Source organism: Campylobacter concisus (assembly GCF_002092845.1).
Taxonomy (GTDB): Bacteria; Campylobacterota; Campylobacteria; order Campylobacterales; family Campylobacteraceae; genus Campylobacter_A; species Campylobacter_A concisus_AQ.
The window spans coordinates 30,953-53,475 of record NZ_LVXF01000040.1 but is presented as its reverse complement, the minus strand read 5'-3'; the positions used below and the strand labels follow the sequence as shown (position 1 = coordinate 53,475).

Sequence of the window (22,523 nt, the reverse complement as noted above, 5' to 3'; positions counted from 1 at the left end):
TTTTACAATAAAATAGAATAAATTTAAGAATTTAGACTAAAATCATCTTTTTTAATTTAGCAAGGATTAGTATGTTTTTAAAATTTCTTTTTTCGCTTATTTTATTTGCAGGCTCGCTTTTTGCCGAGGTTTTAGATGTTAGTAAAGCCTTTGTTTTAACTCCAAGCGTTGATAGTCAAAATGTTGAAGTGAAGTTTAACTTTGGTGAAAATATCTATCTTTATAAAGAGAGTTTTGAGATTAAGCTAGCTGGCAAAAGGATAAATGAGCTATTAAATTTGCCAAGTAGTGAAAATACGGGAGAATATGAAATTTATCCAAAAGATTTTTCGATTTTTATCCCATTAAATTTAGTAAAAGAAAATCTTTCACATGGCAAAGCGATACTTGACATTAACTATCAAGGCTGTGCTAAAAACGGCATTTGTTACCGTCCACAAAGCAGAATTTATGAGATAACTGACCAAGCTGGAAAATTTAGCATCGCCACTTTTAAAAAAGAGCAAAAAAACGATGCCGACAGCTTTGCTGAAGAATTTTCTAGCGAGCAAGATATTGCAAATGGGCTTGGAGATAAAAATTTCTTTATCTCACTTCTTACTTTTTTTGGTTATGGTCTCTTGCTTTCACTAACACCTTGCGTCTTTCCGATGATACCGATACTTTCAAGCATAATCGTCTCAAAGGGTGCTAATTTAAATGCAAAAAAAGGCTTTTTATTATCATTCATTTATGTTGTCGCGATGAGCCTAGCTTATGCACTAGCTGGAGTTGCAGCTAGCCTACTTGGCTTTGGTATCGCAGGTGCTTTGCAAAATATCTATGTACTTGGCACTTTTGCGGCCATTTTTGTCATTTTAAGCTTTAGCATGTTTGGATTTTATGATATAAAATTGCCAGCAAAATTTGAAAATTTGATAAGTAAAAAATCGCAAAATAGCTCAGGCTATGTTGGAATTTTTATTATGGGCTTTGCCTCAGCTCTAATCGTATCACCTTGCGTTGCAGCACCATTAGCGGGCGCACTTCTTTATATTGCCCAAAGTGGAAATGCCTTTTATGGTGGCATTATGCTTTTTGTCATGGGGCTTGGCATGGGCGTGCCACTACTTATTATTGGGCTAAGCTCTGGGAGGCTTCTGCCAAAACCTGGTAGCTGGATGGATGAAGTGAAAAAAATCTTTGGTTTTTTAATGCTCATAATGGCGATTTGGATCCTTGCACGTGTGCTCGGAGAATTTTTTGAGCTATTAGGATATGGCATTATAGGCGTTTTTATGGCAGTTTATTTTGGCGCATTTGAAGTAGCAGAGCAAAGCTGGGCTAAGTTCAAAAAAGCGTTTTTTATCCTAGTTTTTATATATTCAGTTATGCTAATAGTTGGTTCATTTTTGGGCTCAAAGGAGGCTTTTTCTCCGCTTTCTGGACTAAATTTGGCAAAAAGTGATAGTGCGTTAAAATTTAATTCCGTTAAAAATTTAGATGAACTAAATAAGATAATAAAAAACTCAAAGAAGCCCGTTCTAGTAGATTTTTATGCTGATTGGTGTGCAAGCTGCAAAGAGATAGAAAAGATCACTTTTAAAGATAGTGATGTTATAGATGCTTTGGCAAATTTTGCACTTATTCGTATCGATGTAACAAATGGTGGATCACAAAATGATGAGATGCTAAGAAATTTTGGGCTTATTGATCCGCCTGCGCTTTTGTTATTTAATGGCGGCGATGAGCTAAAATTTCTTAGAACTATTGGTTTTATAGATGCTAAAAATTTTCTAGCAAAGCTTGAGAAAATTAAATAATCTTGTCCTTGCTGTTACAAAGATCATTTAAAATACACTCATGGCAAAGCGGTTTTTTGGCTTTACAGGTGTAACGTCCAAAGAGCACCATAGCTTGATGAAGCTTGCCAAGATCTGTTTTAAAGGCATGGCTAAGATCAGCTTCAGTAGCCTCTGGCGTCTTCGAACTGCTTAAGCCAAGTCTATGAGATACTCTAAAAACATGCGTATCAACAGCCATAACATTTGCATTTGTAGCTTCTAAAAGCACGACATGAGCGGTCTTTTGTCCAACTCCAGCAAGCGCTTTTAGCTTCTCTTCATCAAGCGGAATTTCTCCATTATAAAGCTCAACCACGCTATTTGCCATTTTGATTAAATTTACCGCTTTGTTATTAAAAAAGCTGCACGAGTTTATCATTAGTTTTAGACTCGCTAAATTTGCGCTAGCTAGCTCATATACATCTTTATATGCCTCAAATAGGGCAGGTGTGATCAAATTTACCCTTTTATCGGTGCACTGAGCTGAGAGCATGACGCAGACAAGAAGTTCATATAAATTTCTAAATTTAAGCTCGCTTTTGGCGTCTTTAAACTCTTCTAAAAGCCTCTTTTTTATCTCTAAAATATCTTTTTTTGTTCTCATTTGGCTATTTTACCTAAAATTGCAAGTTAAACGAAAAGTTACCGCATTATTTGATATAATTTTGCCCATAAAATCAATTTTTTAAAGGATTTATATGAAAAAATTTTTGTTTCCAGCAGTTTTAAGTTTAGCTGCAGCTGTCACTCTAAACGCAGCAGTAGTTGCAACAGTTGATGGCGATGCTATAAACGATAGCGATATCTCAGCACTTTTATCAGCGGCTATGCCAGGTTTTGACGCTAGCAAGCTTCAACCAAATGAGAAAAAACGTATAATCGACGATCTAATCAACAGAAAACTTCTTTTAAAAGACGCAAAAGCGACAGGCATTGAAAAAGATGTTGATTACATCAAGGCTGTAAAAGCTGCACAAGAAGGCATCGCAGTTGAGCTTTATATGAGAAAATTATTTGATGGTATAAAAGTAAGCGATAGCGATTTAAGAGATTTTTACAACAAAAACAAAGCTAGCATGAACCAACCAGCTCAAGCAAGAGCAAGACATATCTTAGTTGAAGATGAAAAAACAGCAAACGACATCATCGCTCAACTTAAAAATTTAAAAGGCGAGGCTCTAACTAAGAAATTTGCAGAGCTAGCAAGCCAAAAATCAATCGACAAAGGCTCAGCAGCACATGGTGGCGCGCTTGGCTGGTTTGGTCAAAGCCAAATGGTAAAACCTTTTGCAGACGCAGCATTTTCAATGGCTAATGGCACAGTTTCAACTAAGCCAGTTAAAACTCAGTTTGGTTACCATGTAATCTTAAAAGAAGATGGCAAAGCTGCTGGTACTGTAAGCTTTGAGCAAGCAAAAGCAGAGATCGAGCAAGCTGTTAAAATGGAGAAATTCCAAGCTGCTGTTAGACAAAAAAGTGAAGCTCTACGCCAAAAAGCAAAGATAGAATACAAATAAAATTTGGAGGATAAAATGGGCGTTTTAGATATCGTAAAACCTGGTGTTTTAAGCGGAGATGATGTAACAAAACTTTATGCTTATGCCAAAGAGCAAGGTTTTGCAATACCTGCTGTAAATGTCGTAGGTAGCGACTCAGTAAATGCTGTTTTAGAAGCGGCAAAGGTTGCTAACTCGCCTGTTATCGTTCAGTTTAGTAATGGCGGTGCAGGTTTTTACGCTGGTAAAGCCTGCGAAAATGCAGCTGTTCTTGGTGCGATCGCTGGAGCAAAGCATGTTCATTTGCTTGCCAAGGCTTACGGTGTACCAGTCATTTTACACACAGACCATGCCGCAAGAAAGCTTTTACCTTGGATAGATGAGCTAGTAAAAGCAAGTCATGAGTATAAAAAAACTCACGGCGTGCCACTTTTTAGCTCTCACATGCTTGATCTTAGCGAAGAGAATATCAACGAAAATTTAAGCACGTGCGAGAAGTATCTAAAAGAGCTTAGCGAGCTTGGCATCAGCCTTGAGATCGAGCTAGGTGTCACTGGTGGCGAAGAAGATGGTGTGGATAACACAAGTGTTGATAATGCGCTTCTTTACACTCAGCCAGAAGATGTTGCGCTTGCTTATGAAAGACTAAGCAAGATAAGTGATAAATTTAGCATCGCGGCTAGTTTTGGCAACGTTCACGGCGTCTATAAACCGGGCAATGTCGTACTAAGACCAGAAATTCTTAAAAACTCACAAGCCTATGTCGCTAAGAAATTTAATACAAAAAGCGACAAGCCAGTAAATTTTGTATTTCATGGAGGTAGTGGCAGCGAACTAAAAGATATCAAAAATGCTGTAAGCTACGGCGTTATCAAGATGAACATTGACACTGATACGCAGTGGGCATTTTGGGACGGTGTACGCGAATATGAGGCTAAAAATAGAGCATACTTGCAAGGGCAGATCGGCAACCCAGAGGGCGATGATAAACCAAATAAAAAATACTACGATCCAAGGAAATGGCTAAGAAGTGGCGAGGAGAGCATGGTTAAGCGCCTTCAGACTGCTTTTAGCGACTTAAACTGCCTAAATAGGAACTAATCCTATGCAAAATCAAAATGATTTTAGTGAGCTAAGCGTACCAAAAGAGCGCCAAGCTCACTCTTTCTTTGTCTTTTTTAAAGTTATCTTTATCCCTTTAGCTATCTACATCTTGGCGATACTAGCGTATCTTGGCGTTATAAATTTTCAGATGAAGCTTCACACCATCGTGATGATGGGCGTTATACTTTTTGTCGCTTTTATCTTTTCACGTCACAGCGCTTTGGTCGCTTACTCAAATTTCTTAGCAAATGCCAAAGATTACAAGATAAGGCTAAAAGAATTTATCATCGCTCATCTCTTTGAAATTTCAAGCGTCAAAAAGGCAAACGCTAAATTTGAAGATTTTTTCGAGAGCTACACAAGAAATTTTAGAAATGACAACCTAGCAAATATCGGCCAAGCAGTCTTTCCTATGCTTGGAATTTTAGGCACATTTATTAGTATCGCTATCTCCATGCCAAGCTTTAGCTCAAGCACCGCAAACGGACTTGAAAAAGAGATCGCCATACTGCTAAACGGCGTGGCCACAGCGTTTTATGTATCGATATATGGCATATTTTTAGCGCTTTGGTGGATGTTTTTTGAAAAGATCGGCATTAGTAAATTTGAGAGATTTTACAGCGAGCAAAAAGAGCTAAGCCGAGAGTTTTTCTGGCAGGAAAATGAGCTAAATGTAAATTTCATGAAAGCGAGTGTGGGCTACTTTAAAGATAGTCACGACGCCTTTAAAATGGTGCTTGATGATAAATTTGTAAAAGAGCTAAGCGAGCAGACAAATGAGAAATTTAATAGCCTAAAAGAGCTTTGCGAGGTTGAGAAAAATATTATAAATCAAAGCAAGGTTGAGCTTAGCGCAAGTCTAAAAATGCTAAATGAAGCTAGCCTAAAACAAGATGAATTTGTAAAAATCCACTCTGATATGCTAAAGGTAGTAAGTGCATTTTCTAATGCCTTTAAAGATATGGAGGTTAAAATTTTAACCGAGCATGCAAAGCTTGGCGAAATTTTTAGTAGAAATTTAAATGCTACAAAAGAGGGTCAGCTCAAATTTGAGCAGACTATCAAGAGCTTTGACAAGGTTTTAAGAGAGTTCTCTTACTCGCTCATGAAAGAGCAAAACGACGCACTAAAGGAATTTAGAGCCTCACTCGTGGAGAGTGCGACGATATTTAAGGCAGCTTACGAGCAAGAGGGCAGGAGCTTGGAGCGTGAAAAAGAGCGCGAGAGCCTCATTGCTGAGCTTAAGAAGAACATAGATGAGATCGACAAAGAAGCAAATTCTGTAATAGAAAAAATCGAAAATCTAGTGCAATGAAAATAAACAAAAATAACGAAGATCAATCAAGCTTTTGGGTTTCGTACGCGGACTTGATGGCAGGTCTGCTCTTTGTTTTTATGCTACTTATCGGTGCTGTCGTCGTAAAATACGTCCTAACTCAAAACACTCTTGAAAATAAAGAGCAAGCCATCATCGCAGCTTTAGCAAATTTAAAAGCCGCTCAGGGTAAAAATTTCACCCTTGAAGAGCTAAATGACGCCCTAAAAAGCGAGCTCTCAAAGATAAGTGACGAAAACATAAATTTAAAAAAATCAAATGAAATTTTTGTCATACAAATAGACGCCCTAAAAGAAAAGCTAGCTCAGCTAATAAATGAAAACAAGGATGCAAATACGAGCATAAAAGAGCTAAATGCTAGCATTTTTGATCTAAATCAAAAGATGATCGTGCTAAATGATGAAATTTCATCAAAAGATAGAGCACTTAGTGACGCAAACGAAAGCAGTGAGAAAAATTTAGCTAAGATCGCCTTTTTGCTCGAGCAAGTGAGCCAAAGAGAGGCTAGATATGACGAGCTTTTAAGGGATCTAAACGTCACTCGTGATAGAGTGAAAAATTTAACCGGCATCAGAGTAAAAGTGATCTCAGCCCTAAAGGATAGGCTGGGATCTAGCATCGAGATCGATCCAAACTCAGGCGCGCTAAAGCTTAGCTCCTCAGTACTTTTTGATAAAGGCAGTGCAGTCTTAAAAGAAGAGGTCAAAGAGGAGCTAAAGGCCACGCTTAGTAAATATTTCGACGTGCTTTTAAATGATAAGGATATCGCGTCAAACATTGATCAAATTATAATTGAGGGCTTTACGGACAGCGATGGAAGCTATATTTATAACCTAGAGCTTTCACAAAAAAGAGCTTACGCGGTGATGGAATTTATAAATTCATTTAGCGATGATGCGCGCCTTAGAAAGCTACTCGTGGCAAGCGGGCGAAGCTACAATGAGCTAGTTTTTAAAGACGGAGCCGAAGACAAAGACGCTTCAAGACGCATCGAGATCAAATTTTCACTCTCAAACAAAGAGGCTATCAACGAGATAGAGAAATTTTTGGAGTTTAAGGGTGATTGAGCGGGTTGTTCTTAGGGGGCGAGAGTTATGGCTTTTAAGAGATGATCTGCTAGGCGAGTTTAACGGTAACAAAGCAAGAAAACTAGAGTATTTTCTAAAGGCTGATCTACACGGCATCCAAGCCATCGTATCTCACGGCTCAAGCCAGTCAAATGCGATGTATAGCTTAAGCCTTTTTACTAAGATAAAGGGGCTTAGATTTTACTACGTTATCTCTCATCTAAGCTCAAATTTAGAGCAAGATCCGGTTGGAAATTTCAAATTTGCACTTGAAAATGGTATGGAAATTTTTGTGAAAGAGGAGCGTGAGAAATTTGCTAAAGAGCTTGCAAAGAGCAAAAATGCACTTTTTATAAATGAGGGCGTGGCGCAAAGTGAAGCCGAGCTTGGCTTTATCACGCAAGCAAATGAGATAAATGAGTGGAGCAAAAAAAGTGGCATAAGGCCTGACATTTTCTTGCCCTCAGGCACTGGCACAAGCGCATGCTACTTGGCAAAGCACACTGACCTTAGGGTTTTTACAGCCCCTTGCGTGGGGGATGGCGACTATCTAAAAAAGCAAATTTATGAGCTAGACAAAAATAGCAAGGTGCAAATTTTAAATCCGCCAAAGAAGTATCATTTTGGAAATTTATACAAAGAGCTTTATGAAATTTGGCTAGAGGTTTGCAAAAGCGGCGTGGAATTTGACCTAGTGTATGACCCTGTTGGCTTCATCACGCTTTTTGCAAATTTAAATAAGCTTGGGGATCAAATTTTATACATCCATCAGGGTGGAATTTTAGGTAACATTACACAAAGACAAAGATATGAGAGAAAATTAAAATTAAAGGAGCATAAATGAAATTTTTTCATAGTAGTGACGCTGATTTTGAGAGTAAATTTTTACAGCTGGTTAAACGAAGTGATAATGACATGAGTGCTGTAATGCCGGTGGTTGCTGGAATAATAGATGAGATAAGAAAAGATGGCGATAGTGCACTTTTTGCGCAGATAGCTAAATTTGATAAATTTAGCGTTACAAGTAAAAACGACATAATAATCGACGTTAAAGAGATGGAGGCCGCCTATAATTCGCTAGACAATGCTTTAAGAGTAGCTTTAAATTTAGCTCACGATAGGATAAAAAGCTATCATGAACGCACAAAGCCAAGCGACTGGACATATAAAGATGAGCATGATATCTTGCTTGGTGCAAAATACACAGCGGTTGACCGCGCAGGCCTTTATATCCCAGGTGGCAAAGCGGCTTATCCTAGCTCGCTTCTTATGAACGCGATCCCAGCGATCGTAGCCGGCGTAAAAGAGATTGTAGTGTGCACTCCAGCGCCAAATGGCAAGGTAAATACCTTGCTTCTTGCGGCAATGCACCTTTGTGGCATAAAGACAGCCTTTAAAATAGGCGGTGCAAGCGCGATCGCAGCGATGGCATATGGAACCGAAACGGTGCCAAAAGTTGATGTCATCACAGGACCTGGCAATATCTACGTAGCGACTGCTAAAAAGCTAGTTTATGGCGACGTAAATATCGATATGATCGCTGGTCCAAGTGAGATAGGCGTCATCGCTGATGATAGTGCCGATCCTCGCCACATAGCTATCGATATGCTCTCTCAAGCTGAGCATGACGAGATCGCAAGTGCCTTTTTGATAACGCCAGTAGAAGCTTTTGCAAGGGCAGTACAAAGACACATCGAAGATGAGCTAAAGACACTAAAACGTGAGCCAATCGCAAGTGCAAGCATAAGAAATAAAGCTGCAATAATAGTGGCAAAAGATTTAAAAGAGTGTTTTGCCCTCATGAATGAGCTTGCTGTTGAGCACCTAGAGATCGCTACAAACGATGCTTTAAGTTATATTGATGATGTGACTCATGCGGGCGCTATATTTTTTGGACACTTTACGCCTGAAGCGATGGGAGATTATATCGCTGGACCAAATCACACATTGCCAACTGGTGGAAGTGCGAGATTTTACTCACCACTTGGAGTTGAAAATTTTATGAAGCGAAGTTCGATCATTTCAGTGAGTAGAAAAGGTATCATGCATCTTGGTAAATCATGCATGCAGCTAGCTGAAGCTGAGGGGCTAACCGCTCATAAAAAATCAGTTGCAGTGAGGCTAGAAGAGTAAAGAAAAATGGATTTTATAGAGATTTTGCAACTTTTTATAGAATTTATAGTAGAATCCATAGCGAATTATTAAAAAGGAGTTGTTATGAAGTTAGGAACTTATACTGCAAACCAGGCTTCAGGAAACTATTATTTAGATCAAGCAAAAAATAGCGAGAAGAAAGCGCTAAATGCTATCTCTGCAAACAGCGAGATCAAAGCTTCAGGTGCAAATTTGCAAATCGCAGAGAGTTTGCTGTCACAAACAAATGTCTTGAACGAAGGTTTGGCAAATGCAAACGATATGATAGGTATGCTTCAAATCGCTGACTCAACGCTTTTAAATTTAAGTAAAAGTACAGATAGAATAGGCGAGCTTTCAAGTAAGCTTACAAATCCTACTCTCTCAGCAAATGAACAAAAAGGCATAAAGGGCGAAATCAACGCACTAAGAAATGCTATGAATGATAGCGTAAAAGAGGCTAAATTTAACGGTAAAAACGTATTTGATGCTGAGCTTGGATTTTTTACAGGCGAGAGTACAAAAAATATAAATTTGGGCACAAATGCTCTTTTAAATGTCAAAGATGACGGCTCAAATACAGGTGAAATTTTAAAAAATGTAAATTCACTTCGCTCAGAGATCGGATCAACACAAAATGCTGTATTTAGAGGTATAAATGCTCTAGCCGCAAGAAGTGTGGCGAATGCTAATAGTGTAGAAAATCTTGATAGCAGCGACATCGCAAAGAGCTTGGAAGAAAATTTACAAGCAAATTTAAAGCTACATGCTGCGAGCTTAGCTAAAGCTCATGATACTACGAGCTTGGCCACAAAACTAGATAAACTTCTAGCTGAATAAATTTTTACCGGTCTTGCACCGGTAAATTCTTTTTTAGTTTCTAATAAATTTTTTATAATGATCCTATCTTGTTTGGATGAAATATGTTTATAGTTTAGATTATAGGTATAGGCATATTGAGGAATTTTGATGCTAGATTTTCTCGAGTTCGGGCAAACCCAAACCATTTTTATGATAACAAGCAAAAATATCACGGCCTGTGTCTTTTAAATTTTTATAGCAACGCAAAAATAAATTTTAAGAGGTATAAATTTGTAAGACCAAACGGTCTTACAAAATTGATTATTTTTTAGTATGAGGGTTGTTTACTCTGCCACTATCGACAACTTGGAGTCCTACTGTGTCATATGCTGCGCCAAAGCCTTTTACATATCTACCTTTTGTTGGGGTGAGTTTTACTATATAGAAGTCTTTCATCTCTTTAATAAATGCAAGTGCTGATTCATTTGCAAAGGCACTCTCAAATTTTGATATAAATTCATCTCTTACACTGTCGCTTATAAATTCAGCTTTTGCTTCAAAGCTTACTCTTACACGAGCAAATAGACTTTTTGCATCTTTTTCATCCTGAATAAAAAGGAGTGAAATTTCATCCGGGTTTTGTTTTATTGAGTGGTAGTGATCTGCTACTGATGATATGCAGATATAAAACTCATCGTTTTCTTTTATGAAAGGTGAATACGACGAAACCGCTTGTCCGTCAAGAATGCTTGAGATCACAACAGTCTTAAAGCTATTTATAAATTTCATCATTCCGCCTTGCACACTAGAGTTGTTTGTGTCGCCCTTGATGCTCATATAAAGCTCGATGATCGACTCTCTAAAACCATCTCCACCTGCTTTGCTTAAAAATGGTACAAATGTTTTTGCCTGATCACATGTTATTTCCATACCATCTTCGTTTATATCAGTCATTTTGACATTTGTAGGCTCAGCTACGCCGCTAAATTTCTTACAAAACTCGATCACTATATCCAAATGATCCTTATTCATGTGGTTTAATGCTCTTTGTTTCAAAACTGTTCTCCTTATAAAAATAAAATTAAAAATCGCAAAATCATACTAAAGAAAACTTAAAATTGATTAAAATTATCATTAATATTTTTAAAGCGAGAATTAAGCTTATTTTTTTAAAATTACGAGTTAATAATAATATTTTAGAAAATTTATATCTTTTATTTAAAAATTATATTTTCTGCTTATTTTTATGCTTTTTTGTTGTTTTTAGCCATTTGTATTAAAAGGAAATTTATGCAGGGTAGTACCAAGCTTGCCGTTTTGCTGATTATGCTCATTGTTTTGCTCTCTTTTATCTCGCTTAGTATAGGCGGTTCTGACATAAGTATGAGTGAGATTTTAAATTTTATATTTAATAACAAAATAGACGAGATGAAAGAGACCATCTTGCTTGATATCAGGCTACCAAGACTTGTAATGGCTCTGCTTATAGGTATGCTTTTGGCAAGCTCAGGCGTTGTAACGCAAAGTGTCTTTTTAAATCCGCTTGCAGACCCATATATCATCGGTATAGCCGCATCTGCGACATTTGGAGCAGTAGTGGCATATCTTCTTGGCTTATCTGAAATTTATTATGGTATCTTTGCTTTTTTGTCTTCTAGTTTGCTTACCCTTGCTATTTTTGGAGTTTACAACCGTAGTCGCTCTATTGCTACACTTCTTATAATTGGTATCGCTTTTTCATCATTTCTAGGGGCATTTACGAGTTTTGCGACATATCTTATTGGCGAGGATAGTTTTAAGATAGTGGCATGGATGATGGGTTATTTAGGTTCTGCTTCATGGCAAAAGGTCGGTATCATCGCTGTTCCACTTATCTTTTGCATGATATATTTTTATCTAAAACGCTTTGAGTTAACGATACTTTTAAGCGGGGAAGACGAGGCAAAAAGCCTTGGTATAGATGTCGATGCACTTAAAAAGCGTCTGCTTGTCATAGCTTCGCTCACGGTTGCTTTTTCGGTCGCATTTACTGGCATGATAGGCTTTGTTGGACTTATCATTCCACATTCTTTTAGAATGCTTTTAAATACCTCAAACAACGCTATCTTGCTACCACTTTCTACTCTTGGAGGAGGAGCGTTTTTGCTAGCTTGTGACGTGGTGGGGAAGAGTGTTTTAAGCCCGGTTGAGGTGCCAGTTGGTGTCATTAGTGCATTTTTTGGAGCGCCATTTTTTCTATTTTTAGCACTTTATCTAAAAAGGAGTGTGCATTGAGCGTAGAAGTGTCAAACTTAAGCTTTTCATATGCGCAAACAAGTGTGCTAAAAAATATAAGCTTTACTGCTAAAAGTGGAAAATTTATAGGTCTTTTGGGATCTAATGGATGTGGCAAATCAACACTTTTAAAATGTGTCTTAAATTTGCTTCACCCAAGTGCTGGATCTGTCAAAATTTTCGAAAAAGATGTACAAAGCTACAGTACAAAGGAGCTTGCGAGAACGACTAGTTTTGTACCTCAAAAAAGCGCACTTACGATGCCATTAAGTGTTTTTGAGCTTGTTTTGATGGGTAGATATGCTCATCTAAAAAGCTCTTTTAGTGGTTATAGCTCTCATGATATTGCACTAGTTGATGAGGCTTTGCAGACTTTTGGGCTGGCTAAATTTAAAGACCGAGTGGCAAACTCACTAAGTGGTGGCGAATTTGCTAGAGCTTTGCTTGCTCGTGCAATAGTTAGCGAGCCTAAAGTTTTGCTGCTAGATGAGCCTACATCAGCTCTTGATCTAAGCCATGCTATAGAGGTGTTAAAGCTTTGCTCGCATCTTACTCGTGAGCTAAATTTAGTCACCATAGCGGTGCTTCATGATCTAAATTTAGCCTCACTGATATGTGATGAAATTTTAATGCTAAAAGGTGGTGTTATAGCTCACAAAGGGAGTGTTAGAGAGCTTTATAATCCAGAAATTTTAGATGAAATTTATGGCCTTAAGGCAGATATCATATATAAAAATGATATGCCATTTGTTTTACCAAAATGATAATTTTAAAGGAGATTTCATGAAAAAAATATTTTTAGTTTTTGCTTTTTTGCTTGGTTTTAGTGGTGTTAGCCTAAGTGCTAAAAATATCGTTGTGCTCGATCCTGCAGTGGTTGAGATGATGTATATGTTAGAGGCTGAAGATCAGATCGCAGCTATTTCTACTCTTGAGTTTGGTAAGATTTGGCCTGAGGATAAGACTGAAAAGCTAAAGAGCGTTGGCACTTATACAAAGCCAAATTTAGAGCGTATAGTCGAGCTAAAGCCCGATCTTGTAGTTACTAGCTTTCACTCTGATGGTGTAAATGCCGACCTTGCTAAATTTGGTATAAATACACTTACGATGCAGGCAAATAGTGTAGACGATATTTGCAAAAATATAGAAAAAATGGGCGATATCACAGGTAAAAAAGAGCGTGCTGACGAGCTTGTGGCTAAGATAAAGCAGGACTTTTTAAAATTTCAAAACTCAAATTTAAGCGGTAAGAAAATTTTAGGCGTTTATGCAGCTACCCCACTAGTTGCCTTTAACGATGCTAGCTTGCCTGGGGATATGTTTGCTAAATTTGGTATGAAAAATGTAGCAGGTGGCCTAGCTGGAGCGATGCCGATCGTTCAAAATGAATTTATCCTAGCGCAAAATCCAGACTTCATAATAGTTGTAGGCATGAAAGATGGTAGTGATTTTTTATCGCAAAATCCAGTACTAAAAGCAACTAGTGCAGCCAAGAACTCTAAAATTTTAAACGTCCCATCAAGTCTTGTCTTACGCGGTACACCTCGCATAAATGAGGCCGCAAATGAGCTATTTAACATGCTTAATAAGTGAGTATAAATGTTTAACAAACGTATAAAAGGACATAGCGTAGCTCCTTCAAAAAGACCTGATATGGTGAGTGAAGATGAGTTATGGGAATTTTTAGAGAGTGCGCCAGATGAAAATGAAGGAGTGATCTACATTCATGTGCCGTTTTGTGATAACATCTGCTCGTTTTGCTCGATGAATAGGACAAAGCTTGAAGATGAGCTTGATGAGTATACAAAATTTCTACTAAGCGAGATAGAAAAATACTCAGCCACGAACTACTTAAAAAGCAAGAAAATAGGTAGTGTCTATTTTGGTGGCGGTACCCCAACGATATTAAAAGAGAGACACTTAGAGCAAGTGATAAACGCACTTAAGGGTAGTTTCAACATCCTGCCTGAGTGTGAATTTAGCCTAGAAAGTACGCTTCATAATCTAAATATAAGCAAGCTTCGCCTTTTAAACGAGTTTGGCGTAAATCGATACAGTATCGGCGTGCAAACATTTAGTGAGGCTGGCAGAAAGCTGCTAAATCGCACACATAGTTCAGATGGGGCTATAAAACATTTACGTGATCTGCGTGAGAAATTTAGTGGAATGCTTTGTGTTGATATTATATATAACTATCCTAATGAAAGCATAGATGAGGTGGTAAGAGATGCTAAGCTAGTGCGTGAGCTTGGCATTGATAGTGCGAGTTTTTATTCACTTCAGTTTTTAGATGGCTCAGTGCTTAGCAAGACTATAAGTGAGGATTACTATGACGTAGAGGTTGATAAGAGCTTGCATCACGCATTTTTAGACGAAATTTTAAGTCAAGGCGACTATGAAATTTTAGAGTATACAAAGGTGGCCAAAAAGGGTAGGGATCAATATAAATATATAAGACTATCTCACGTAGGTGCTGATGTCTTGCCTCTTGGAAAAGGAGCTGGCGGCAGGCTAGGGGAGTTTGGTATCTATAACATGAGCCAAAAGATGAAAGTTATGGGTCGCATGACTGCTAGGCAGATGGAGTTTGATAAATTTGTAAATCTTTTTCAGTATCCGCAAATAAGCCTTGAATGTGTTTTTAAATTTGTGAGCCAGACGTGTGCTAATGAGCTTATGGATCTTTTTAAAAAATGTGAGGAAAGTGGATATCTAAAAATCAAAAACGACTCTTTAAATTTTACAAAAGATGGCGTATTTTGGGGAAATTCTATCGCAAATGCAGTGATGGAAATTTCTAAGAAGGAGTTTTTATGAAAAGTATTGTGATATATACATCAAAAAGTGGAAATACAAAAAAGATAGCAGAGGCTATTGCTGGTGAGCTTAGCTGTGAGGCGATAAATTTTGCCAATGCGGGCGAGATAAATTTGAGCGAGTTTAACTTTATCGCACTTGGATACTATATAGATCAGGGCTCACCGGAGAAGGAATTTAAAAAATTTATCTCTCAAAGTGTAAAAAATAAAAAAATAGGCTTTTTTATAACCCTTGGTGCTGATGTGCCAAGTGCGCATGCCACACAGGCTATAGACCAAGGCAAAGAGCTATTTATGCAAAATGGCAATGAAATTTTGCGCACGTTTATCTGTCAAGGTGCGATTGCTCCTGAGGTGATAGAGCAACTAAAAAAACTTGGTAAAGCTATGCCTAATGATCCGAGATTTGCCCTAACGCCTGAGCGACTAGAGCGATGGGAGAGAGCCAAAACGCATCCAGATGAGGCTGATGTAAAAGCCGCAAAGGAGGCATTTAGAGGAGTTAAAATTTAAACTCATTTCGTGCCTATTTTTGCTTTAAAATTTTAATAATCCTGCAAATTTTATTTTTATTGGTAAGTATGCTGTGATTATAAGATTATAACCAATCCTTGCTGGTAAATAGAAAGCTAAAATTTACTACAACAATATGCTTTAAAAGTCAACTAGCTTTATAGATTTTAGCTTTGTTGCTTTTGCAACTAAAATTTATGTGGGAGATACTTGCTTTAATGTGAGTATAAAATTTTGATTTTGGCTTCTAGCTCAAATTTGTGTGAAATTTGAGCTAGATTAAGGCTTTTAGCCTTCGATGTAGTTTTTGAGTTTCCTACCAACTTTTGGGTGTTTTAGTTTTTTGATGGCTGAGCTTTCTATCTGGCGGACGCGCTCACGAGTGACATTTAGGGCCTTGCCGATCTCTTCAAGTGTGCGGTCGCTCTCGTCTTCTAGTAGACCAAATCTCATTGAGATGACAGCTTTCTCGCGCTCATTTAGCTGTGAAAGCACATCGTCAATTTGCTCTCTAAGGTCACTTTTTAAAATTTGCTCTATCGGAGAAAGTGAGCTTTTATCCTCAACAAAATCTCCAAATTTTCCGTCTTCTTCGTTTGCGATCGGAGCTTCGAGGCTGATAGGCTCTTTTGTGATCTTGATGACTTGTTTTACCTTATCAACACTTAGCCCAACCTCTTTTGCGATAACGCTTACATCAGGCTCTTTTCCCTCTTCTTGGAGGTATTTGCGGTTTATTTTGTTGATACGATTTATCGTCTCTATCATATGGATAGGTATCCTAATCGTCCTTGCCTGATCAGCGATCGCACGCGAGATAGCCTGGCGGATCCACCATGTGGCGTAGGTTGAAAATTTATAACCTTTTCTATATTCAAATTTATCAACCGCCTTCATAAGGCCGATGTTGCCCTCTTGGATGAGATCTAAAAATGGTAAGCCCCTATTTGTATAGCGTTTCGCGATACTTACGACTAGACGGAGATTTGACTTAGCCATTCTAGCTTTTGCCTCGTCAGAAATTTTCTTTCCACGTTTGATCTGCTCTAAAATTTCTTTTAGCCTTGTTGGCTCAAGATCAAAGCCTTGCTTGCTCGCCTCTTTTGTAGTAAATAGCTTTTTAATCTCGACATAAGTTGAGACCATTGTAGCTTCTGGCACACGAGCTGCGATCTCTTCTTTACTAAGCTTGATGATATCTTTTAAGATACTTTTGTGATTTTTCTTAAGTTCGTCGCTAAACATCGGTAGGCGATACTCCAATCGTTTTAGCTCTCTATCAAATTCATCGTCGCTTTTTAGCGCTGTCTCCATTGATTTTACGATCTCGCTAATTAACTTGCTTGTTGGGCCAAGATCCATTAGCTTCTCTTTTAAAATTTTCTTTTTAAATGCAAGAGTCATCTTTGAAGCTGTGTCATCGCTCTCAACTTTATCTTGTTTGTTTGCAGTCTTTAGCCACTCTTTTTTTGCCTTTTCGAGGGCCTTGAAACTCTCTATAACTTTTTCAGCACGTTTATCGTTTTTAGCTGATTTTTTAGGAGCTTCGTTTTCTTCGTTCTCTTCATCTTCCTCGTCTATATCGTCTTCGCTATCTTCATTTTCTTCGTTTTCACTCTCGTCTTCAAAGCTCTTAAAAAGCTCTTTTACACGGCGTTCCCTATTGATGAGTGGCTCTTTATAGTCAAGTATAAAATCGATCAAAAATGGCACAGAACAAAATGCATCGATAATGATATCTTCGCCAAGCTCAATCCTTTTGCTGATCTCAACTTCTTCATCTTTTGTAAGAAGCGCGATCTGCCCCATCTCTCTTAGATACATCCTGACAGGACTATCAGATCTTGACCACTCTAAAAGGTCGCTCTCGCCAGAAAGATCGAGATCTTCGTCGATATCTTGATCACTTTTTTGAGCGTTTTCTTGGCGTTTTTTAGCATCGGCTAAATTTCTAAGCTTTGCAGCTTCAGCAGATGTGATGAGCTGGACTTTATTTGTTTTTGCTAGTTGTTCTATCTTTTTTACTATCGTAGCAGTTGGAGCTTTGTCTAATAATTTTACTAATTTTTCGTATGTCAAAAAGCCTTTTGCATTTTCAGCGAAAAGCTCTTCTATCTGAGAAAAAGAGTCTTTTGCGGCGCTCATAAATTTCCTTTCGAATCGTCTAATTGTGATTTAAGTATTGTTTAAAAGAAAGTGGATTATACCCAAATTTTGTAAAAAGTGCATCAAAACAGTGAAATTTTATCTATACAAAGCTACCGCAAAAGTCTAAAATTGCGGTAGCTATAAAATTATTAAAACGTCATTTCAAATGTTAGCTTGAAATTTCTACCAGGTGAGTAAAATCTAGCAAGGCCCCTGCCAGTTTCTTTATTTACCATATTATTTGTGCCAAAAGTCCTTATACTTCTTGCACTATCCCAGCTTGTGTATTTTTTATCTGTGATGTTATACACACCTGCCGTAAATGTGAAATTTTTCATCGGTCTGTAAAATGCTACAAAATCAAATAGACTGTATGTATTACTGACATATCTAACATACGTATTTTTTGCATCTGGATCGTCTTTGGCATAGATATTGTAAGTATCTTCTGGACGTTTTGCTTTTACGTGTGTCATATATAGATTTGCTCCAAATTTATTATTTTTGGTGTGATATCCGACGTTATAGACAAATTTTGCTGGCTGAATGGCATTCATTGGAGCGTCTAGCTTGCCACTTTCATCTACTGACATTCTACCTTTTTGGTATAGGTATTTATAGCCGACATTAAAGCCACTTAGCCCACTATAAACTTGCTCTAGGTCTAGATTTGCACTTAGCTCAACACCTCTTACGCGAGCCTTTGCCCTATTTACGTTCTGGTATTTTTCTACTGGCATTCTACTACCGGCGTTGCCGTATGTTAGTGTGCCACGACCGATGTACTTTAGATCGATGAAATTTTTATAGTCAGTTTGAAAGAGATTTATCGTAAAAAAACTAGGCGAGTTGTGAAGAGTTACAGCAAATTCTTTTGTTTTTGCGATCTCAGGCTGAAGGGCTAAATTTGGAAATATCGTAAAATCAGGATGCTGAAAAGTAAAATAAATTTCATCAGATGTTGGAGCTCTAAAACCATTTGCATATTTTGCCTGAAGTCTTATGTGTTCAAATGGGTCAAAATTTGTCGAAAGTGAATATGAATGATGCGTAAAATCCCTCTTTTGGCTTGCTAGATAACGTGCATTTTCTTCAGCATTTTTAGTTTTTATCCTTTTTACTTCTTCTGCACTAGAGCCAGGCGGTATGGTAAAAGGTATAAAAACACCAGCAAAAAGATCAGTTGGTAGCTTTGGTGTCTTACCTGGTATATAGCTTGGATTGTGTGTTATTTTGTCAAACCTATAGTTTAAATCAACACTTAAAATTTCAGTCAAAGATATATCATCACCCAGATAAAATGCCTTTGTCTTCGTTTCTACAGGTATCAAAAAGCTAAATTTATCATCCTCATGTCTACAAAGCGTACTGTAGTCATTTCCGCCGTGAGGCATACACTTGTCTGGTTGAAAATTTGGTAGCAAGCCTGTGCCTTTGTTCGCCATGCCAAAGAAATATTTTGCCCACCATGCCTTATTATACGCCTCATAGCCTTGCTTATTTACCATACTTTTATCTGTTTGGTTATAAAGCCCACCGTATTTTAAGGCGTGATCCATTTTAAATAGACTAAATTCCTTTGTCGCATCTAAATTTAGCTGTTTTGTGTCGGTATTTAGATCCCTATCTTTCCAGTTGTTTTCAAGATATCCTGGAGCTCTTGGCAAAAGTAGTTCCTCAAATCTATTTTTTGGAGTAAGCTCTGCATATTTTCCATTGCCATCTGGCATGTTTTGCGGAGTTAGATTGTAGGTTTCATATCGTTTGGTTGTCTTATTAAAAAGTGTTAAAGGTTTGGAACAATCATACTGGTTGCAATCAACAAGAAGTTTATCTACTCCACGATGTGTTCTTCCATAGAATGTTTCGTCTACTTCGTTTCCATGACTATCAAACACGATATCTTGAGGAAAAGTGAAGCCAGCTCCAGGCCAAGGCTCTTTTTCTACTTGTCTCATTTCTAAGTCACCACCATATTTATCCACCAGTTTACCTTCGTTATTTAACTTTAATCCTGATGGATTTAGTAGGCCCTGACAGTCGTTTTTATCGCAGTACTCATCAGTCCTTGCTTTTAGCTGGATCTTTTGTTTTGAGTAGGTTAGCTTCATGCTATCCCAAAGTGGATTTTCATCGTAGTTTTCATATGTATAAAAGATGTTTTCACGTTTGTTTTGGTCATTTACGTGCCTTGTATCGGTGCTATAGACTATGTCATTTATATTACCACTTTGAAAAAGAGCAAATTTATACGACCAGTCAGTTCCCATTGTCTCTTTTGTGCTTCTGTCGATACCCACACTAAAGCGGTTTGTCTCATTAAAATTTACGCCAAATTTAAACAGTCTACTATCTGTTTTTATGGAGTAAGGATCTGGCTTTTCTCTCTCTTTGCCTAGTACGCTATCATCGTATGTTTTGTATCCCCAGTTTTTCATCTCATGACCATCTCTTTTTGTAGTGATAAAGAGTATGTCAAACCACTTTGCACGTGCAGCCATGGTGTGAGAGAAAAGACTTTCATCGTTTGCTGAGGATTTTTGTGCTTTAAAGCCGTAAAACCAGTCTTTTTCTGTAAGATAATCTCTAGCGTCTTTTGTTTCGAACATCACGGAGCCACCAAGTGCACCTGAGCCAGTTTTTATACTATCTGCACCTTTTGTAATATTTACTTGTTGGATATTTTCTATCTCGACACCATTTCTTGTGTTATTAAAATTTCCATATCCTTCAAAAAGATCCTTAAAACCCTGTGATGAAAGTGTCTCAGCTTGATTAAGCCCGTCGATACTGATAGCTACGCGGTTTTCATCAACGCCTCTTATAGCATATCCGCTAGAACCAAAGCGACCAGTCTCAACTATGCTGACGCCAGTGTCATAGCGCACCATATCTCTAGTATCGCTTACTTGTTGTTTAGTAAGCTCACTTGCTGTCTTTTTTACTTCACTAATCTTTTTATTTTTTACATTTTCTTCTTCCGCCGTTACCTCTACTCCGCCAAGTTCAACTTCTTTTATATTCTCACTTTCTTGGGCCAACAAATTTAAGCCAGCACAAAGCAAAACAACCAGTGAAGTCTTTTTCATAATAATATGTATCCTTTTTTGTATTTTTATTGTTTTTAATAGTCATTATCTATATTGAAGTCGCGAATCTTAACATTAAATAAATAAATTATTTATTAAACTTTATGAAATATTTAATAATTAAAAAATTAAAATTTTGGAACAGCTATTGCTTTAAAAACCGTGACAATAATTAATTTTAGGAAAATGCATGCAAAATGGTTATTATCAAGCCACTGCTGGCATGGTAACGCAGTTTAACAGACTAAATGTGATCTCAAACAATCTTGCAAATGTAAATACGATTGGCTACAAGCGAAATGACGTAGTTATCGGTGACTTTGCGAGAATTTTTAAAGAGACGCAAGATGAGCTCCCACTTAAAAATCACACAAAAGATGGAGCTAAATTTTTAAATAGAACGCTTGATCGCGTACCACAAGTGAGCGAAGAATACACCGACTTTAGCGCCGGAGGCTTTAAATACAGCTCAAACACGCTTGATTTTGCGATAAAAAGAGATGACGCATTTTTCTTAGTCGATACTCCAAATGGCGTAAAACTTAGCAAAAATGGCTCTTTTAGTCTTGATGGCGACGGCTACATCGTCACAAAGGAGGGCTACAAGGTGCTACCAAGTGGTTACGAGGCACAAAATCCTGGTCAAAGAGGTATCCAAGTACCACAAGGAGAGGTGCTAACTGCCGATAAAAATGGAAATTTATACTCAAATAACAATCAATTTTCTAAATTTTTTATCGCTCAGCCAAGGGAGATAAGAGATCTAAAAAAGGTCGGAGACAATCTCTTTGAGAGTAGAAATTTTGACGATATCACAGAGCTTGACGAAGCTGATAGCGTGATGCAAGGATATGCTCAGATGTCAAACGTAAACCCAGTTTTAGAAATGGTTGGTCTAATAGAAACCCAACGCCTAGTTGATATGTATCAAAAGGTTATGACAAGCCACATGAACGATCTTAACCAAGATGCTGTTCAAAAACTAGCTCTAAAAGCTTAATAAAAGGATAAAACTATGATGAGATCACTTTACACTGCGGCCACTGGCATGATAGCTCAGCAGACGCAGATAGACGTAACCTCACACAACATCGCAAACGTAAATACCTATGGATACAAGAAAAATAGGGCTGAATTTGCTGATCTTATGTATCAAGTTATGGAGTACGCAGGTACGGCGACAAGCCAGACTACCACAAGCCCAACAGGCATTGAAGTGGGTCTTGGCGTGCGTCCAACGGCGATAAATAAAATTTTCTCCCAGGGCTATTTCAAAGAGACCAGCAACAACCTAGATATGGTAATAGCGGGCAATGGATTTTTTCAGATTCAGCTGCCTGATGGCACAACAGCCTATACTAGAAATGGTGCATTTAAGCTTGATGCAAACGGCACTATTGTAAATAGCGATGGCTATCAGCTCATCCCTCAGATCACAGTCCCTGCAAATGCGACGCAAATTTCTATCGGCACAGATGGCACCGTATCAGTGCTCCAAGCAGGTGAGAGAGAGATGGCTCAGATAGGTCAGATCGAGCTAGCAAATTTCATAAACCCAGCTGGCCTTCACTCAATGGGTGATAATAACTATCTAGAAACAAGCGCTAGTGGTAACGTGGTGGTAGGTGTAGCAGGACTTGACGGACTTGGTACGATCAGACAAGGATTTGTCGAGATGAGTAACGTCCAACTGGTCGAAGAGATGACTGATCTTATAACTGGTCAGCGCGCATACGAGGCAAACTCAAAGGCTATAACTACGAGTGATTCGATGCTTGAAATAGTAAATGGGCTTAAAAGGTAGGTAGTATGAACGCGACTCTAGCTATCGTTGGGCTTATACTACTTTCTTTTACGCTTGAGGTATTTTACTTTTTAAACAAAACGCCAAAAGGTAAGGACTCGATAAAACAGACGCAT

The 22,523-nt window shown here is 37.9% G+C and carries 19 protein-coding genes; 15 read left to right on the top strand and 4 right to left on the bottom strand.

Annotation, left to right across the window (positions count from 1 at the left end; genetic code table 11):
• Positions 1-71: 71 nt before the first annotated feature.
• Positions 72-1,802, top strand: a complete 1,731-nt coding sequence (gene dsbD, locus A3854_RS08325) for a protein-disulfide reductase DsbD (protein WP_084042084.1) — start codon at positions 72-74, stop codon at positions 1,800-1,802.
• Here the strand turns inward: dsbD and nth are convergent.
• The gene (gene nth, locus A3854_RS08320; protein ID WP_084042083.1) at positions 1,795-2,427 is read right to left on the bottom strand and encodes an endonuclease III; all 633 of its coding nucleotides are present in this window, start codon (positions 2,425-2,427) and stop codon (positions 1,795-1,797) included. The two genes, dsbD and nth, sit on opposite strands and share 8 nt — an antisense overlap.
• Before the next feature lie 94 nt (positions 2,428-2,521).
• On the opposite strand from nth, the gene A3854_RS08315 reads away from it, so the two are divergent.
• The 7 genes from A3854_RS08315 to A3854_RS08285 all read left to right on the top strand — a co-directional run bounded on the left by A3854_RS08315 (position 2,522) and on the right by A3854_RS08285 (position 9,799).
• Positions 2,522-3,340 carry a peptidylprolyl isomerase gene (locus A3854_RS08315; protein WP_084042082.1) on the top strand — a complete coding sequence of 273 codons (819 nt, stop codon included), beginning with the start codon at positions 2,522-2,524 and terminating at the stop codon, positions 3,338-3,340.
• A 15-nt stretch (positions 3,341-3,355) separates the two neighbouring features.
• Positions 3,356-4,420, top strand: a complete 1,065-nt coding sequence (gene fbaA / locus A3854_RS08310; protein WP_009294115.1) for a class II fructose-bisphosphate aldolase — start codon at positions 3,356-3,358, stop codon at positions 4,418-4,420.
• A gap of 4 nt (positions 4,421-4,424) precedes the next feature.
• Entirely contained in the window at positions 4,425-5,738 is a 1,314-nt protein-coding gene (locus A3854_RS08305; protein ID WP_084042081.1) for a MotA/TolQ/ExbB proton channel family protein, read from the top strand.
• Entirely contained in the window at positions 5,735-6,826 is a 1,092-nt protein-coding gene (locus A3854_RS08300) for an OmpA family protein (protein WP_084042080.1), read from the top strand. Before A3854_RS08305 ends, A3854_RS08300 begins: the two co-directional genes overlap by 4 nt.
• Complete coding sequence (locus tag A3854_RS08295; RefSeq protein WP_084042079.1) at positions 6,819-7,670, top strand: pyridoxal-phosphate dependent enzyme; 852 nt, start codon at positions 6,819-6,821, stop codon at positions 7,668-7,670. The genes A3854_RS08300 and A3854_RS08295 overlap by 8 nt, the downstream gene beginning before the upstream one ends.
• Positions 7,667-8,959, top strand: coding sequence for a histidinol dehydrogenase (gene hisD / locus A3854_RS08290; RefSeq protein WP_084042078.1), 1,293 nt, complete (start codon positions 7,667-7,669; stop codon positions 8,957-8,959). The genes A3854_RS08295 and hisD overlap by 4 nt, the downstream gene beginning before the upstream one ends.
• Before the next feature lie 84 nt (positions 8,960-9,043).
• Complete coding sequence (locus tag A3854_RS08285) at positions 9,044-9,799, top strand: flagellin (RefSeq protein WP_180378676.1); 756 nt, start codon at positions 9,044-9,046, stop codon at positions 9,797-9,799.
• Between the two features lie 282 nt (positions 9,800-10,081).
• On the opposite strand, the gene A3854_RS08280 is transcribed toward A3854_RS08285, so the two are convergent.
• Entirely contained in the window at positions 10,082-10,816 is a 735-nt protein-coding gene (locus A3854_RS08280) for a HugZ family heme oxygenase (RefSeq protein ID WP_180378675.1), read from the bottom strand.
• A 234-nt stretch (positions 10,817-11,050) separates the two neighbouring features.
• On the opposite strand from A3854_RS08280, the gene A3854_RS08275 reads away from it, so the two are divergent.
• The 5 genes from A3854_RS08275 to A3854_RS08255 are packed head-to-tail and all read left to right on the top strand — an operon-like array spanning position 11,051 to position 15,366.
• A complete protein-coding gene (locus tag A3854_RS08275; protein ID WP_084042076.1) occupies positions 11,051-12,034 on the top strand; it encodes a FecCD family ABC transporter permease in 984 nt (327 codons plus the stop codon).
• Positions 12,031-12,798 (top strand): ABC transporter ATP-binding protein, encoded by a 768-nt coding sequence (locus A3854_RS08270; RefSeq protein WP_084042075.1) that lies wholly within the window; start codon positions 12,031-12,033, stop codon positions 12,796-12,798. The genes A3854_RS08275 and A3854_RS08270 overlap by 4 nt, the downstream gene beginning before the upstream one ends.
• A gap of 19 nt (positions 12,799-12,817) precedes the next feature.
• Positions 12,818-13,627, top strand: coding sequence for an ABC transporter substrate-binding protein (locus A3854_RS08265; RefSeq protein WP_084042074.1), 810 nt, complete (start codon positions 12,818-12,820; stop codon positions 13,625-13,627).
• Between the two features lie 6 nt (positions 13,628-13,633).
• Entirely contained in the window at positions 13,634-14,851 is a 1,218-nt protein-coding gene (locus A3854_RS08260) for a radical SAM protein (protein ID WP_084042073.1), read from the top strand.
• Positions 14,848-15,366, top strand: coding sequence for a flavodoxin family protein (locus tag A3854_RS08255; RefSeq protein WP_084042072.1), 519 nt, complete (start codon positions 14,848-14,850; stop codon positions 15,364-15,366). The genes A3854_RS08260 and A3854_RS08255 overlap by 4 nt, the downstream gene beginning before the upstream one ends.
• A gap of 288 nt (positions 15,367-15,654) precedes the next feature.
• On the opposite strand, the gene rpoD is transcribed toward A3854_RS08255, so the two are convergent.
• Both rpoD and A3854_RS08245 read right to left on the bottom strand, forming a co-directional pair.
• A complete protein-coding gene (gene rpoD / locus A3854_RS08250; RefSeq protein ID WP_021091519.1) occupies positions 15,655-17,511 on the bottom strand; it encodes an RNA polymerase sigma factor RpoD in 1,857 nt (618 codons plus the stop codon).
• A 152-nt stretch (positions 17,512-17,663) separates the two neighbouring features.
• Positions 17,664-20,603 carry a TonB-dependent receptor domain-containing protein gene (locus A3854_RS08245; protein ID WP_084042071.1) on the bottom strand — a complete coding sequence of 980 codons (2,940 nt, stop codon included), beginning with the start codon at positions 20,601-20,603 and terminating at the stop codon, positions 17,664-17,666.
• Between the two features lie 190 nt (positions 20,604-20,793).
• Here A3854_RS08245 and A3854_RS08240 point away from each other — a divergent pair, with 190 nt between their 5' ends.
• Together A3854_RS08240 and flgG are read left to right on the top strand one after the other, a co-directional pair.
• Complete coding sequence (locus A3854_RS08240) at positions 20,794-21,603, top strand: flagellar hook-basal body protein (RefSeq protein ID WP_072594622.1); 810 nt, start codon at positions 20,794-20,796, stop codon at positions 21,601-21,603.
• 15 nt (positions 21,604-21,618) lie between these two features.
• Positions 21,619-22,407 (top strand): flagellar basal-body rod protein FlgG, encoded by a 789-nt coding sequence (gene flgG, locus A3854_RS08235; protein WP_021091447.1) that lies wholly within the window; start codon positions 21,619-21,621, stop codon positions 22,405-22,407.
• The last annotated feature ends 116 nt before the right edge of the window (positions 22,408-22,523 follow it).

What these genes read in the sequence shown, in the direction of transcription:
- fbaA (WP_009294115.1), top strand. Translation starts at nt 3,356, where the DNA reads ATGGGCGTTTTAGATATCGTAAAACCTGGTGTTTTAAGCGGAGATGAT.
- dsbD (WP_084042084.1), top strand. Translation starts at nt 72, where the DNA reads ATGTTTTTAAAATTTCTTTTTTCGCTTATTTTATTTGCAGGCTCGCTT.
- hisD (WP_084042078.1), top strand. Translation starts at nt 7,667, where the DNA reads ATGAAATTTTTTCATAGTAGTGACGCTGATTTTGAGAGTAAATTTTTA.
- A3854_RS08240 (WP_072594622.1), top strand. Translation starts at nt 20,794, where the DNA reads ATGCAAAATGGTTATTATCAAGCCACTGCTGGCATGGTAACGCAGTTT.
- A3854_RS08275 (WP_084042076.1), top strand. Translation starts at nt 11,051, where the DNA reads ATGCAGGGTAGTACCAAGCTTGCCGTTTTGCTGATTATGCTCATTGTT.
- A3854_RS08260 (WP_084042073.1), top strand. Translation starts at nt 13,634, where the DNA reads ATGTTTAACAAACGTATAAAAGGACATAGCGTAGCTCCTTCAAAAAGA.
- A3854_RS08285 (WP_180378676.1), top strand. Translation starts at nt 9,044, where the DNA reads ATGAAGTTAGGAACTTATACTGCAAACCAGGCTTCAGGAAACTATTAT.
- rpoD (WP_021091519.1), bottom strand. Translation starts at nt 17,511, where the DNA reads ATGAGCGCCGCAAAAGACTCTTTTTCTCAGATAGAAGAGCTTTTCGCT.
- A3854_RS08300 (WP_084042080.1), top strand. Translation starts at nt 5,735, where the DNA reads ATGAAAATAAACAAAAATAACGAAGATCAATCAAGCTTTTGGGTTTCG.
- A3854_RS08255 (WP_084042072.1), top strand. Translation starts at nt 14,848, where the DNA reads ATGAAAAGTATTGTGATATATACATCAAAAAGTGGAAATACAAAAAAG.
- nth (WP_084042083.1), bottom strand. Translation starts at nt 2,427, where the DNA reads ATGAGAACAAAAAAAGATATTTTAGAGATAAAAAAGAGGCTTTTAGAA.
- A3854_RS08265 (WP_084042074.1), top strand. Translation starts at nt 12,818, where the DNA reads ATGAAAAAAATATTTTTAGTTTTTGCTTTTTTGCTTGGTTTTAGTGGT.
- A3854_RS08315 (WP_084042082.1), top strand. Translation starts at nt 2,522, where the DNA reads ATGAAAAAATTTTTGTTTCCAGCAGTTTTAAGTTTAGCTGCAGCTGTC.
- A3854_RS08305 (WP_084042081.1), top strand. Translation starts at nt 4,425, where the DNA reads ATGCAAAATCAAAATGATTTTAGTGAGCTAAGCGTACCAAAAGAGCGC.
- A3854_RS08245 (WP_084042071.1), bottom strand. Translation starts at nt 20,603, where the DNA reads ATGAAAAAGACTTCACTGGTTGTTTTGCTTTGTGCTGGCTTAAATTTG.
- flgG (WP_021091447.1), top strand. Translation starts at nt 21,619, where the DNA reads ATGATGAGATCACTTTACACTGCGGCCACTGGCATGATAGCTCAGCAG.